This is a genomic window from Coleofasciculus sp. FACHB-1120, assembly GCF_014698845.1.
Taxonomy (GTDB): Bacteria; Cyanobacteriota; Cyanobacteriia; order Cyanobacteriales; family FACHB-T130; genus FACHB-T130.
The window spans coordinates 1-15,215 of the sequence record NZ_JACJTV010000038.1 but is presented as its reverse complement, the minus strand read 5'-3'; the positions used below and the strand labels follow the sequence as shown (position 1 = coordinate 15,215).

The 15,215-nt window shown below is 46.4% G+C and carries 6 protein-coding genes; all 6 read right to left on the bottom strand.

The features are described from left to right. Positions 1-43: 43 nt before the first annotated feature. Positions 44-1,972 carry an alpha-amylase family glycosyl hydrolase gene (locus tag H6H02_RS23165; RefSeq protein WP_190822228.1) on the bottom strand — a complete coding sequence of 643 codons (1,929 nt, stop codon included), beginning with the start codon at positions 1,970-1,972 and terminating at the stop codon, positions 44-46. Between the two features lie 605 nt (positions 1,973-2,577). Beyond that, positions 2,578-4,437, bottom strand: a complete 1,860-nt coding sequence (locus tag H6H02_RS23160; protein WP_190822225.1) for a GGDEF domain-containing response regulator — start codon at positions 4,435-4,437, stop codon at positions 2,578-2,580. Beyond that, on the bottom strand, positions 4,437-10,877 hold the full coding sequence (locus H6H02_RS23155) for a PAS domain-containing protein (RefSeq protein WP_190822223.1): 6,441 nt from the start codon (positions 10,875-10,877) through the stop codon (positions 4,437-4,439). Before H6H02_RS23155 ends, H6H02_RS23160 begins: the two co-directional genes overlap by 1 nt. A 27-nt stretch (positions 10,878-10,904) precedes the next feature. Beyond that, a complete protein-coding gene (locus H6H02_RS23150) occupies positions 10,905-11,096 on the bottom strand; it encodes a hypothetical protein (protein ID WP_190822221.1) in 192 nt (63 codons plus the stop codon). A 670-nt stretch (positions 11,097-11,766) separates the two neighbouring features. Continuing rightward, positions 11,767-14,352: a CHASE2 domain-containing protein gene (locus H6H02_RS23145; RefSeq protein ID WP_190822219.1), complete on the bottom strand. Its 2,586-nt coding sequence runs from the start codon at positions 14,350-14,352 to the stop codon at positions 11,767-11,769. Positions 14,353-14,887: 535 nt separating this feature from the next. Then, positions 14,888-15,037: a hypothetical protein gene (locus tag H6H02_RS27340; protein ID WP_242040841.1), complete on the bottom strand. Its 150-nt coding sequence runs from the start codon at positions 15,035-15,037 to the stop codon at positions 14,888-14,890. Positions 15,038-15,215: the final 178 nt, after the last annotated feature.

The window sequence follows — 15,215 nt, the reverse complement described above, 5'->3', positions numbered from 1 at the left end:
CGTACCTTTGCGCTTACCTTAGCGTACCTTTGCGTTTAAATTCTTAAGATTCCCGTCCTGTTGCCCATCTATCGCGCCATTTTACCGTTCCTTCCGTGGCAATAACCCAGCGACGACCGACATTATTTTCGCGTAAGGGTGCCTGACCTTCACGCCACAATGCATACTTGTAAGTAATCAACTTTCCAGCACTTTCATTAAAGGGAATTTCACCAAACCAAGTATTAGTATTGATGAATTCTAGCGGATACGCTTTAGAGATATCCCAATTGCCTAACTCCGGACAATCACCAATTACCACAACAATTTCACCCGGCTGTGTCTGCACACCATTAAGTTGCACCCGCACAATCGTTTGTCCCTTGATGCGTTCCCCGACATGACTGATGACAATTACATCCCGCGCGTCTAGTTCCAAGTCTTGCAACTTCCCGTCTGTAACTTCAAACTTGCGCCGCATTAAAACATCGGTGTGTTCTCCGTCTGGTAACTCCGTATCAATTGCCTCCAACTTGACAGCTTCTCCTCGATTCATCGCCACAAAAACAACAGAATCGCGGTAACGTCGTACATAACAATAAACGTCAGGAGTTAGATATTTTTGCCACTGACTCCCCATCGATACGGCTGGATTTAATCGCCGCAAACCTGATAGCAACCGGATATCTCGATAGAGGGGCGACTCGGTATCCCAATTTTCCATCATCGGACGGTTATAAGGATCGTTACCGTCGTTGGTATCGTCGTGGAGATACTGTTCTGTACCGTAGTAGATACAGGGAATTCCACGGGAGGTCATAATCACAGCGATCGCTACCCGCAGCATCTCCGGATCGGGATTCAGCGACTGAAAGCGGGGCATATCGTGATTATCAATAAATGTAATCAACTCCGTCGCCCCGCAGTAACGATGATCCAGATCCAGAACATCTTGAATCAGGTGAAATCCTCCTTCAGCACCCTGCGCCAAAGCCGCTCGGATTGCCAAACAAAAACCAAAATCTAGCATTGTCATGCCAGACTCATTGGCAAATTCCACCGAAAGGTCGCTTCGAGGATCGCTAAAAATCCACTCGCCAAAGATAAAAACATCTGGTTTGTGGGAGGTAATATCCGCGTTAAATTCTTGCCAAAACCAGATGGGCATATGCTTTACAGTATCCACCCGCAAAGCATCAACTCCCCGGTCTAACCATTGTTTAATGGCTGATTTAATGTAGTTTCGGTACTCGATATTATTTTCGTTGAAGGTGGCTAAACCAGATAATTCACAATTTTGCACCTGCCACTCATCTTCCCAATTGGTAACTTCACCATAGTGGTGATACCAGTTATCTTTATCGTCATTAAAATCAGCAATTTTTACTCCATCGTCGTAGAGTTCTCCCTTCTTCCCACTGAAATCTGGGTTGCTGTGATTACACACAATATCCAACACCAGTTTCATCTTGCGTTTGTGTAACTCAGCAACTAATCTATCAAAAACTGTATCTTTAGTATCTTGAGTTTTGTTTAGCGAAGGTTCTTCATCCTTGCCAATAAAGCGAGGATTAATCCGTTTAAAATCCTTCGTCCAATAGCCATGAATTGCAGCTTGCTCAACAAATAATGCTTCCACTTGCTCAAACAGAGGGGTAAGCCAAACTGCGGTAACTCCTAAGTCCTTTAAGTAATCTAGTTTTTCAATAATTCCCTGTAAATCTCCACCCCAATATTTACCCCAATCTTTTCGCTCTGGATCGTAAAGTTCTGGGTTTGGTCCTTCGCTGTTGTCAGGATCGCCGTCATAGAAACGATCTACAACAATGAAGTAAATGGTTTCCTGGCGAAATTCAATATCTCTGGTATATAGAAACTCTAAATCAATATCACTCTCTGGTTTAGCTTCGAGAACCAAAGATTCAATTTCTGCTTCTGAATTAGTAACTTCGTATTGAGATGACGAAGCTTGAGATGGAGGCGTTGATACCATAAAGTTTAGTGCGGCTATTGTTGATAGAGGTGCGATTTGGGAAAGGTCTGTGCTGTCAGAGTAAGGGGTTTAAGCCTTTAGTCCAACTTTTTATAAATCTAACGAATTGTTTCCTTTTTTGTATATATCCCTGAAGATAGTAGATTAATTAAACAAACTTGTGATATATATTGTAGCGTTTGTGGAAATTTTTAAAGTAACTAATCTGCGGTTGGGTTGAAGGACTAAGCCTTACCCAACGGAACAGAGTGTTGGGTTGAAGGAAAAAAGCCAACCTAAAAAATACTTTACCCCCTTTAAGGGCTACCATGTACACACATCAATTTGATTAAGTGCAAAACGTTGATTGATCCCCCTAAATCCCCCTTTTTCAGGGGGACTTTGACTTTATTCCCTCCCTTTTGACTTGCGTAGCGGTGCGATAGCACGGGGGTTTGAGGGATCAAAACGGGACTTGCAAGTTCAAGAAGACTTGTGTATACCCGGTAGCTTTTAACCGAGGGAGAAATACAAGCAGATGTACACTCCCTAGATGAAATTTATTTTGTATACTCCGTGGATTAAATGTATTTTTTATAATAAAAACAAATGACACTAGATGATGATTACCATTGAGGATTTACTTTAATCATTTCTGAAGCTAATTTACTTTCTACAGGTTTAGAAAACAAATATCCTTGCCCAAAATCACAATTGAGCGCTCTCAATTGTGATAATTGTTCGGAAGTTTCTATCCCTTCAGCAATCACACTTATCCCCATCGTATGAGCCATTCTCATAATTGCGGGAACTAACCCCATATTTTCTTGACTACTTTCCATCCGGTTGACAAAAGATTTGTCAATCTTCAGAGTATTAATTGGAAAACAATGCAAGTAACTTAAAGAAGAATAACCCGTTCCGAAGTCATCCAGACTTAACTGAATTTCACGCTTCTTGAGTTCCTGAATAATTGCCATTGCTGATTCGCTATTATTTATCAGGACACTTTCTGTAATTTCCAGTTTTAAGCTTTGTGGACTTAGTTGAGTTTTTTGGAAAATTTCGTCAATTTGCTCAATTAAGTTAGACTGGGAAAACTGCCGACCTGAAAGATTAACGCTAATTGTTAGAGATTCTTGTGTGAGTTTTTGTTCTTGCCAAATTTTTAATTGCTGGCAAGCTTCCCGCATCACCCAAGTATCAATTTGGGTAATCAAACCTGTTTCTTCGGCAATTGGAATGAAGTCCAATGGAGAAATAAAGCCGCGATGGGGATGATTCCAGCGTACCAGCGCTTCAAATCCAGCAATTTTGCCGGTATTGAGTGAAACAATCGGCTGATAATAAACTTGAAATTCTTGTTGATTTATAGCCTTTCGCAGGTCGGTTTCTAGCTGTAAAAGCTGGAGCGCTTCCTGGTGCATCGTTGGGTCGAAAACGTGATAGCGAGCTTTGCCGCAGGTCTTGGCATGATACATGGCGGTATCTGCATCGCGCAACAGATATTCGGGTTGTTCATAGTTAATATTTCCTAGAGCGATGCCAATACTGGCGCTCATAAATACTTCATGTCTCGATAGGTGAAAAGGATGGGAGAGGTCTTGAAGAATTTGATCGGCAACTAGGGTAGCGGTGCAGACATCATTGATTTGTTCAACGATGATGGCAAATTCATCGCCGCCTAATCGCGTTAGCGTATTCACGACGTTCAGGCAGGGTTCGAGTCTTCTGGCGAGAGCCTTTTGGATACGCTTGGCAAATGCAATCAGCAATTCATCTCCTACCAGATGACCGAGAGAATCGTTGACGACTTTGAAGCGATCGCAATCGAGAAATAACACCGCGAACTGATAATCTGTCTCGTACTTAGCCCGGCTGAGTGCATTTGTTAGACGCTCCATGAAGACAGTCCGGTTGGGCAAGCCAGTTAACGGATCGTGCAACGCCATCTCTAGAAGTTGGCTCTGGATTCGCTTGCGCTCAAGAATTTCCTCATTGAGTTCTTGATTTGTCCTTTCTAACTGACTGGTACGTTCCTTAACCCGATTTTCAAGCTCTGTATTCAGTTGCAGGACTCTGACTTGTGCTTCCCTCAGAGCTAGTTGATTCTTGACACGGACTAAAACTTCTTCTATCTGAAACGGCTTGCTGATGTAATCTATACCGCCAACCGTAAAAGCTTTTACCTTGTCAATCGCCTCATCAAGAGCGCTTAAGAAAATTACGGGAATCTCGCGGGTTTGCTCATCAGCTTTCAGTTTTTCGCAGACCTCATAGCCATTCATGTAAGGCATATTGATGTCGAGCAAAATCAGATCCGGCGGTTTTGCCTGACACGCTTTCAGAGCAGTTTGCCCGTTCGTGACGCTGCGAACTTTGTACCCCTCATGGCTTAACAAATCGGACAGAAGCCGCAGATTGTTTGGCGTATCGTCAACCAGTAGAATATTTCCGTTTAGTGGAAATACGCGATCGCTATTCATTAGACAACTTGTTCGGTTAAATTAGTAATCTCTTCAAACTGAAAATTGTTGACGAAATCCACCAGAGCATTGAATATTGGAGCATTTGACTCGACGATTTGCTCGGCGAGGTTCAAAATCAACTCCGCATCTGCCTCAATCGCGGCTTGATGTAGAGCTGCAACCCACTCAACAGGCATCTCTTGGAAGCATGAAGAAGTCAGGAGAAAGGATGGATTTGGTGTTGAGGCTTCCGCATCTCCCCCAAGACGCGGGGAGAGGAGACTTCTACTGTCTAGTAACTCTTCATAACGATAACGCACCCCTAAATGTTGAGCCATTTTTTCAAAGATGATTTCATTCCGAAAAGGTTTGCGGATAAAATCATCACAGCCAGTTGACAAAATCAGATTTCGCTGCTCTTCAAAGGCACTAGCAGTTATGGCAATAATGACTACCGCCTGACCATTCTCATCCGCTTTAATGCGTCTGGTGGCTTCATACCCGTCCATCACCGGCATCCGCATATCCATCCAGATCAGGTGCGGCTGCCAAGTCTTCCACAGAGCAACTGCCTCTAGACCATTTTCGGCTTCGCGCACTTCAAACCCAACATCAGTCAGGACTTTGACCAGCAGGATGCGACTTTCTAGACGGTCTTCTACCACTAAGATGCGATATTGAAGTTGGTTTGGTGCTAAACCAATCACCGTGGGTTTTGGCTGCGTCGTCTGAATCTCACTCAGTTCAGCTTGACGAATCTGGATATCAAAGGAAAATCGGGTTCCCCTGTCTAGTTGGCTGCTAACTGCGATTTCTCCCCCCAGAAGTTGCACAAATTTGCGGCTAATCGGTAGACCTAATCCAGTTCCTTGCTGAGATTTCCGACCTGTTTCTGTTTGGGAAAAAGCTTCAAATAATTTGTCTATTTCTTGTGGGGAAATACCGGGGCCAGTGTCTTCGACTTCAAACACCAAAAGGTGATTGGAAATGGATAATGGGGAATGAGATTTTTGCGGATTATCGATTTCCTTTTTAACTCGCAAGGTGATACCGCCGGATGAAGTAAATTTGATGGCATTTCCGAGGAGATTCATCAAGATTTGCCGCAATTTACTTTCATCTGTTTGCACGTATTGAGGAATATCGGGGGCATAGTCTAGGATGAGCTGTAATCCCTTTGATTTCGCTTTTAATCGAAACATCTCTTCTAGGTTTTCCAAGAGGCGAATTAAGTCAAAGCTATTTTCATGAACGGTCGTTCTGCCAGCCTCAATTTTGGACATTTCTAGAATGTCGTTGATTAATTCCAGCAGATGCTCGCCACTTCGATTAATGATTCCTAGATATTCCTGATGCTCTTTGGATAGAGATGAGTCGAGGTTCATCACTTGAGTAAAGCCGAGGACGGCATTGAGTGGCGTTCTCAGTTCGTGGCTCATATTAGCGAGGAATTGACTTTTGGCGTGGTTGGCAACCTCAGCAGCTTCTTTGGCTCTGCGTAATTCTGCCTCAGCCTGAAAGCGATCGCTAATATCGATCATCAAACCATCCCAGAGGATATTCCCATCCGCTTGCTTTTCCGGTCGAGAATCCCCTTGAATCCATTTGATGTTCCCTTGCACGATAATTCGCCAGATGCCATGCCAATGTTTTAGGGTATTTGCTGAAACAGCGATCGATTCAATGACATTGGATAAGTCATCAGGATGAACTACATCAAATATCAAAGAAATATTCTGCTGAACCGCCTCTGGAGAAACACCAAAGATGTCTTGGCAAACGGGGCTGATATACGGAAAACTCATCATCCCATCCGGGCGCATCATAAATTGATAAATCATGCCCGGTATGTTTGTTGCTAAATTTTGATAACGGCTATTGCTCCGTTGTAATGCTTCCTCTACCCGTTTGCGCTCGATGATTTCAGTGGTGGCTTTTTCAAAAAGCGTGCATTGCTGGATAGCGATCGCCAATTGCACAGATAACTGGCTAAGACATTGGATCTCGGAGGGGTGCCACTGCCTGGGACTTTGACAGTGCTGAGCAATTAGCAGTCCCCATAATCGTTCCCCTTGCAAAATGGGAACGATTAGGTTAGCTTTCACCTCAAACTGCTGAAGTAAATCAATGTGGCACTCATTTAGACCTGCGTTGTGAATATCCGCGATCGCTCGAATGCGACCTTCCTGGTAAAGGGGGACATAGGCTTCCACAAAGCATTCGTCTTCAATATTGCTGCCGACAATTGGCATCCAATCCCCGCCCACCGACTCGACAACCACAACCCCGCTCCAGTCTGGATTAAAGCGGTAAATAATTGTCCGATCGGTTAACAAAAATTGCCGGACTTCCTCCACTGCTGTTTTCAAGACTTCCTCTAGGTTGAGAGAGGAGCGAATGCGTTCTTGGATAGTCCCCACCAACCGTTCCCGCAAAAATTGCTGTTGCAAAGAAATTTCCGCTTGTTTGCGATCGCTAATGTCGCGGCAGATGCAAACCCGAAATCCTTCTTCGGTGAAAGTCAGAGAAAGTTCTAGGAAAAAGGTGCTTCCATCCTGCTTTTTACCGATCGCTTCTCCACACCATTCTCCGTCCCGGATCAGCAGGGGAACCACTTCTCGCTCTAGGCGATTGATTTCATCTGGTTGATAAAGTTCGCGCCAAGTCTTACCCAAAAGGTCGGTGGTGCTGTCGTATCCAAACAGCTTGACATGAGCATCGTTCAGATAGATGTACTCATCCTGGGCATTGAGAATCGCCATACCATCCAATGCCGACTCTACTGCGACTAACTGCCGCCGCAGTTCGCTTTGAGTATTGACAAGCTCTTCTTGTGCCTGTTGACGAACTCTAATTTCTTGCTGTAGCTGTTGATTTTGGCAGTCGAGATAGGCACGCTGTTGTTTTTCCTGCTCTAAGAGAGAAGCTTGAGCGATCGCAATCCCGACTTGAGCCGCAACAGACTCTAATAGTTCAATCTCGTCTGCTGTCCACTGACGGATGCGATCGCACTGATGTAAGCCAATCGCGCCATTCGGTTCTCCCTGATAAGAAGTTCGCACTGATAGCATCGACTTCAGACCGATCTGGCGGCATAATGGCTCAGCAGCTTCTAAAAGAGGGTCAGCATAAATATCTGGCGAAGAGATAGCAGCATCTTGCGCTAGCATTTTCTCGCCATGCGGATTACCAACAACTGGAATCTCCAAAGACAGCAGAGATTGATAGCCAGGAGCCACAAACTCAGCGACTACAGGAATTCTGGGTTCGGGTTGAGCAACATAGGTATGAATTAGGCAGCGATCGATTTTGAGTAACTGAGAAATTTGGGCAGCGGCGGTGGCAAAGATTTCCTGAGGTTCTAAGCTAGAGCGGATTTCTTCGGTAATCTGCTTGAGCAGGAGAGTCCGGCTAAATTGATTGGTCAGCGCTTCTACTGCCATTCGCTCCTCGGTGATATCCGCTTGAATCCCCACATAGTGAGTCAAGCGTCCTAAAGCATCTCGCACCGGCGCAATAGAAAATTCATTCCAAAATAAGCTGCCGTCTTGGCGATAGTTCCGCAGTACGACGCGACACTCTCTTTCTTCGCGCAGTGCCAGCCGCAGCTCCTCAAGAGCGGGTTGGGCGGTGTCGGGTCCCTGTAAAAAGCGGCAATTTTTGCCCAGAGTTGCTGATACCGAGTAACCCGTGATGGACTCAAAAGCTGGATTGACGTAAATCACTGGGGTATCGGGCAGTTGGGCATCGCTAATTACAATACCATTGCTAGAAGCGGCGATCGCTCGCTCAAGCAGTCGCAGCCGATCTTCTGAGCGCTTGCGATCGCTGATGTCTAACGAATACCCAACGATCTCGATGGGGTTGCCAGATGCATCTACGATCAGCTCAAGTTGATCGTAGAGCCAGCGATAAGTTCCGTCTTTGTGTAAAAAACGGTATTCGTGGGTGTAATCTCCTATAACAAACAGTTGCGGTAATTCAGCAAAGACGTGAGTAACATCTTCTGGATGAATGTGGCTTGCCCAAAAAGTTGCATCTTCGAGAAATTCCTGGGCTTCATAGCCTAAAACTGTCTTGATATTCTCACTGACAAAGGTGATGTCATAATTCCCCGATGCCTTGCAGCTATAAATAATCCCCGGACTAGAGGTGAGCAGATGTTGCAGGCGTTCAGTTGCCAACCTTAGTGCCACCTCCGCTTGTTTGCGAGCAGTGATTTCCATCACCACTGCCCCGATACCAGTGAGCTGATTATCCTCGTCTGGTATGGGAAAGAAAGAAACCATCCAGTCTCGCACAATCCCCGGTTGGCTCGGTACTTCACCGCTAATTTCTTGGTTGAGAATGGATTCGCCCGTTGCGAACATTCGCTGATAGAGCGGTTCCAACTTAGGGGCGACATCGGGGATGACTTCACGGATAGTCTTGCCAATCATGTCACCCGCCGGGAAACCATTCACCTCTGCCAGGAGTTCGTTGATTTGCACAAATCGCAGTTCCTTGTCCATGATGCTCAATCCGACAGGAGCCGAGCTGAAAAAGGCATTCAGGCGAGCTTCCCGCAAGGCAAGTTCTCGTTCTAAGGCAATGCGATCGCTAACGTCTTTATGCGTCCCCGTCATCCGCAGCGCCACACCAGAGCGATCGCGCTCCATCACCTTGCCATGACACAAAATCCACTTCCACTCGCCTGATTTTGAGCGCATCCGCAATTCAATTTCGGAAACGGGTGTTTTACCTTCCCGATGCGAGGTTAAAGCGTCTATCGCGCTAGCGGTATCCTCTGGATGCACCAACCGCTCCCAGAATTGATAACTGTTCTCAATCTCCTCTGGCTCATACCCCAGCATCTTCTTCCATTGCCGGTCAAAATACATCTCTCCGGTCGTTAAATTCCAATCCCATATCCCTAAGGCGCTCCCATCTAACGCCATTTGCAGCCGTTCTTCGCTGCTTCTGAGAGCGGCTTCGGCAAGTTTGCGTTCAATCAGCCAACCCAATTGAGCCGCAACCGCATTCACTAGCTCAAACAAATGCCGATCTTCTGCACTTTTGCTCCGCTTAAAGAAAACTAAAACTGCCAACACTCGCTGATTGGCAAGGATTGGCACGCCCAAACCTGTTTTTAATCCAACTTTTGCGGCGATTTGCGATCGCGCAAAGGTTTCCTGTGTGGTTGCGGAAACATCTTCTACCCATTCTGGTTTCTGAGATGACCAAACGCGCCCTGGCAGCCCAACGTTGGCGGTAAAGGTGACTGTTTCGCTATGACATCGGAATTCTTCAACCGAGCGATGTCCCAAGGCGACTACCGCTTCGCTATCGCACCCATACCAACCCGGACTATTTTTTAAAACCGTACCATCCTCAGTTGGAACCCAAGTTTCTCCAACATCCCAGCCGATTGTCGTACAAATTAATCGCAGAATAATTGCTAAAGCAGTATCTACGTCAACAGAGCGATTGATGGCTTGGGTGGCTTCCAGCAACAGACGAATTTCAACTTCTGCTTGCTTTCTTTCAGTGATATCGCTCGTCGTGCCAAGAATCTGTTTCACCTTGCCGTCAGAGGTTCTGGCAAACAGAGTATCCCGGTTCAGCAGAGTCCGCCATTCTCCGTTTCGATGCCTCATCCGGTACTCGTTCTCAAAGATTTCACTGTCAGAGGCATCCTCGAATTGTTGGAAATATTCCGGCAGTCTGGCAAAATCGTCAGGATGCATCAGGTTTTGGAAATCTAACCCCGGTTCTTGAATTTCTTCGGGCGTATATCCTAAAGTTGCGGCGATTTCACGATTGATATAGACATTGCGTTGCTCGATCAGATCGTAGAGAAACAAAACATTGGGGCTGGCTTCGGCAATCCGCTCAATGAAATGCTGACTCTGGAGTAACTCCTGCTGTGTCCGTTTGTGTTCGGCAATTTCAGATTGGAGGGTATGCAGGGTTTTTGATAATTCGGCAGTGCGATCGCTGACCCGATTTTCTAACTCATCGTTGACGCGGCGTAATGCTTCTTCTGCCTGCACCCGGATTGCAATCTCGCTCTGAAGTTCCCGGTTGAGAGTCTCTAGTTGTTCTGGCGTTTTCAAAGCCAAGAATTGCGGCAACAGCGTTACCATTTGTAGAGCCGTGTAGCAAGAAACCAAGGCAGTCATCGCTTGCTCAATTCCTGTCAGCCAGTAAACCGGATGCCAAAGCGTCCAGATTTCCATCAGGTGCCCGGTACCGCAGAGAATAATAAAGGCTCCAAATAAGGCAAATATCCCTTGAAAGGGAATATCTTTCCGCTTGTGGATGAAGTAGATGAGCATCGCCGGAATCGAGAAATAGGCGATCGCAATCAATAAGTCAGAAACCAGGTGAAGCCATACCAGTTTCGTTTGCCAAAGGTAGCAGTGACCGTGAGGGATGAATTGTTCTGATGAGAATATTTCTTTTAAAAGCTTCCACATATAACGATCTTTGGCTATAATCCGGAGTTATTTCCAATTCATAAAGATACGGTCAGACAAGCTTCGCAGTTTTATCCTTTGCTGCAACCCCTCAAGTGCATTCGGCGAAAACTCGAAACTGAAACTAATGGATAACTGAGCCTTGAGTTGGCATTGCTGCCAATAATCATCAGAAGCATCTGCTTGAGATTGAGCAAGTTGAGTCGGTACAATACTCATTCCATGATTTATCCTCTCTCTTTAGAATAGGTATTTTTCTTCATTAAAGATGACAATTCCGTGTGGGTTCGTCAAGGGAAAAATGTAGTTTGAGGTGCCTATCTTGAACTCTTCTTTCCCCAAGATAAACTAACTTGCTTGTTTATACTTGGCAGAGAAGGCAGTTTAGGTTTTATGAATTTTCTTTGTATACGTGACAACAGCTATCGGAACATAATTCAGCAATGCGAGGTGAAGGAGCGCGATCGCAAAGCAGTAGTCACCTTGTAAAATGGCTTTGTAAATGCGGCAAGATGTCTGCAACCACTCCGTCTTTTACCCCTTTTTACGGGGGCTTTGTCCCTCCTAATAATTATTAGAGCGTCCACTTCATAGTCCTCAATTGGGTGCAATATTTATAGGGACATGGCATTGCCATGTCCCTACATCAGAACCGCTATACCTATAAAATTCTTGCGTTATCTATAGCAATTCTAAACGATTTGTGAACCCCTATAGAGACGCGATAATCCTTGTCTCTACACTAATGCGAATATAAGGCGAATACTTGCGCCAAACTTAAATAAAACTGCTATATCTGTAATTGTTCAATTCATTAATTAGCAATAAACAATTAGCAGCAAAACAACCTTATTGAATTTTGTGGCGATCTATCGTCAGCTGTGCCGAACTATTTGTTCAGGTGAGAATTTGTCAAAATTGTGGGGTTTAAACTTTCTGTTGTATCCTCTCCCACATCAAAACTAACTGTATAAACAGATGCATCAGGCGAGTACACTTCAATTTTGTAATTGCCATCAGAAGGCAGCAATCCTTGCCAATGTGCCCCATCGGTAATCGTCCCGACAGTTTGCCCTTCCGGATCGATCACAGTGATATTGACGTTGCCTTCTACCGCTGCCACCGTCAATAGCTGCCCCTCAGTGGCGGCAAGCGAGAAAGAGTGGCGCTGATTGGGTTCTAAGCTGCCACCCATCGTTGTTTGTGTAGAACCTGAGTGGAAAGTGACCTCCTGCGGGGATAGCGTATCTGCTGGGATTCGCTCCTCTGGTGGGCAGTGATCTATCGGTGCTGAAACCATCTCTTGGGGCGTCTTTTGGGGCGGGTTGTTTTGTCGTTGTTTTCTTCTTTTTGGAGCCAGCCGACAGACGACTGCGGAGCCGCCGCTAACCAGCAAACCCAGCGCTGGTGCTGCTACAGGTACCCAACCTGCCTGCATAAAGAAATAGAAGCCAGTCACAAACAAGACGCCTAGCGTTGCAGTTCCAACCGCAATCAATCGCAGGGGATGACGGATTCGCCAAGTTAAAATGCCCCCAACGGCTGCCCATCCCACAATCCATAACAGCTCAACCCATTCCGACCAAGACCAAAACAAAGGTCGCTTGTCTAGAACGACACTGAGGATTTGGCTGATGGTTTGTGCTTGCACTTTTACCCCAAACATCTTACGCCCACCTCCGTAGGGGGTGTAAAAGGCGTTATCAACCGTGGGTGTGGTGACACCGATCAGAACAATGCGATCTCTAACCCAATCTGGGTTGATCTGACCTTTTAAAACTTCAGTGAGTGTTACCTGCTGGGCAATATTGTGAGCAGAGCGATAATCAAGCAGGATCTGGTAGCCGCCTGAATCTGCCTGCTGGTATCCTCCAAAATTTGGTTCTAGGGGTTTGAATACAATTGAATTGAGTTGGAGATAGTTTTTCGGGTGCGGTTGTGCCTCGATTCCCAGTTGTTCCAGGTAGCGCAGCGCCAGACGCGCACCTAGGGAGTAGGGAGTCTTACAAGCACCAACATCGGAAGTTGCAAACAAAAGACTGCGGCGAACGGCATTATCGGGGTCGATCACCAGATCGTCGAAGCCAAGGCGGTCTTCTGGGACAGTTTTGGGCGGTGCCACTCCAGGATTATCGAGATCGCTGATTTTGCAGACGGGAATGATGCGATCGCTCTTTTGCAATTGCTTGGCTAATTCTGCATGACCGGGTTCGATCGGGATATCGCGGTAGATATCCAAACCGATGACTCGCGGTTGATGCCGTTCTAGTTGCACTAATAGCTGATGCAGAGTCCGATCGGATAGCGGATATCTGTTTTGAGCTTTGATATCTGCTTCGGTGATTTCGACGACCAGGAGGCGAGGATCTGGCCCTTCCATCGGGGATGAACGATCTAAGTCTCCCAATACCCGCGTCGCAAACCGTAACCGCACCATCTGATCGAAGGTTGCCAATTCCAAGGACTGCAAGCCTCCCAGTTGCCTCACCCCCAGCAGCAAGCCAGTCGCGAGGATACTTGCGATCGCTAAACGGATCGGCGACGCTTTTTTCTCAAGGACACCCGCGCGATCGCTAATTTTTTCCCCGCTTTTGTCAGCGAGATTTTCTGGAGAAAATTCTTCTGGAACGGGCGTAGTTTCCGAAAAGGATACCTCAGTCAATGAAGCGATCGCTTGGCTGACTTCTGTCGCGGACTGGTAGCGATCGCGGAAGTGGTATCGTACCATCTTTTCTAAAATCGCTGCTAGGCGATCGCTGACCTCGGCTTTATCCCGCCAAATAATCTCAGAGGTTTCAGGATCTTCTGGTAGATGGTTGGGTCTAAACCCTGTCAACAGTTGGATCGCAGTGATCCCCAAGGCATAGATATCGCTACTGTATTTTGGCTTACCGGCTAATTGTTCGCTGGGCACATAACCCTGAGTGCCAATTCCCACTGTAATGTTGGTCTGATCGGTTCCACTCGTCAACTGGGTGCGGATTTCCTTGACCGCGCCAAAGTCAATTAAGACTAATTTGCCGTCCGGTCGCCGCCGGATCAAATTGCTCGGCTTGATGTCGCGGTGGATGACTTGATAACCATGAACAAACTCTAGGATGCCCAGTACATCCTGCAAAAACTGAATAACTTCAGATTCGCCCAAGCACGTACCTTGGTGCAATTCCTCACTCAGGGGAGAACCTTCAATGAACTCCTGCACCAGGTAAAATTGTTGGTCTTCTTCAAAGTAAGCTAGCAGATGGGGGATTTGCTGGTGATGTCCCAGTTTTTCAAGCGTTTTTGCCTCGGTTTGGAACATCCGCCGAGCCATATGCAAAAAAGCCGGATCTTGGCGGGCAGGTTTGAGGTGCTTGACGACACACCTAGGGTTTCCCGGTCGCTGCGTGTCCTCAGCAATATAAGTTTGACTAAATCCTCCAGCTCCTAGGACTTTGACTACTTTATAGCGCCCTCCCAGTTGTGTTCCCAGCATGGTCGCCCAGTATGCATCAATCCTGATTTTGGCACACAACTCAGTTTTGCTGAGCTTGGTTACTTATTTGTTGTCAGTTTTCGGTCGTTAATGATTTTGACCTTGTGGAGAGAATAATGCTCTTTGAGGCAAAATGGAACAATTAAGGTGTCTGTCCCCTGGTGGGAAATGAAGTGTCCAAAGTGTAATGCAACCGAGGTGGCCAAGAACGGTCATCGTCAAGGTACACAGTGCTACAAATGCAAGCAGTGTGGTCGCCAGTTTCTAGCTCATTACCGACCCTGGCAGTATTCCAACGATGTTAAGCGACTGTGCCTTAAAATGTATCTGTTTTGTCTTGGGACTGCGAGGAACCCTCGCGAGTCACAGACATTCACCACACGACCATCCTGCGCTGGGTTTGAGCGGCAGGTTTGTCACTACCAGATGCCCCAGAGTCCCTTGGAAATTCTTGAGATTAGTGATCTCGATGAACTTCAAACGGATGTTGCCACAAACGTAACAAGGCGTGGATTTGGACTGCGGTCAATCACTTTCAGGCGGGTATCTTGGCTAGGACAGTGGGCGATCGCAGTGCAGAGACTGTCAAACCTCTAGGGCTAATTGTCAAATGCTTCGGGTGCTGCTTTGATGTCACCGACGGATGGTCGGTGTACCCGATATTTATCCAAGATGGAGACCACATCGTCAGCAAGGCCTATATGACACGCGCGTGAAGAAGAAAATATTAGACCTCTTGCGTGAATGGAAGGAAGGTGGGAAAAAGTAGGTTAAGGAGGAAAGCCGCATGACCTACAAACAACTCAAACAACTCACGCCAAGTGCTTTCAAGCGGCGATGCGGAGTGCATCCGGAGATATTTG

What these genes read in the sequence shown, in the direction of transcription:
- H6H02_RS23165 (WP_190822228.1), bottom strand. Translation starts at nt 1,972, where the DNA reads ATGGTATCAACGCCTCCATCTCAAGCTTCGTCATCTCAATACGAAGTT.
- H6H02_RS23160 (WP_190822225.1), bottom strand. Translation starts at nt 4,437, where the DNA reads ATGAATAGCGATCGCGTATTTCCACTAAACGGAAATATTCTACTGGTT.
- H6H02_RS23155 (WP_190822223.1), bottom strand. Translation starts at nt 10,877, where the DNA reads ATGTGGAAGCTTTTAAAAGAAATATTCTCATCAGAACAATTCATCCCT.
- H6H02_RS23150 (WP_190822221.1), bottom strand. Translation starts at nt 11,096, where the DNA reads ATGAGTATTGTACCGACTCAACTTGCTCAATCTCAAGCAGATGCTTCT.
- H6H02_RS23145 (WP_190822219.1), bottom strand. Translation starts at nt 14,352, where the DNA reads ATGCTGGGAACACAACTGGGAGGGCGCTATAAAGTAGTCAAAGTCCTA.
- H6H02_RS27340 (WP_242040841.1), bottom strand. Translation starts at nt 15,037, where the DNA reads ATGTGGTCTCCATCTTGGATAAATATCGGGTACACCGACCATCCGTCG.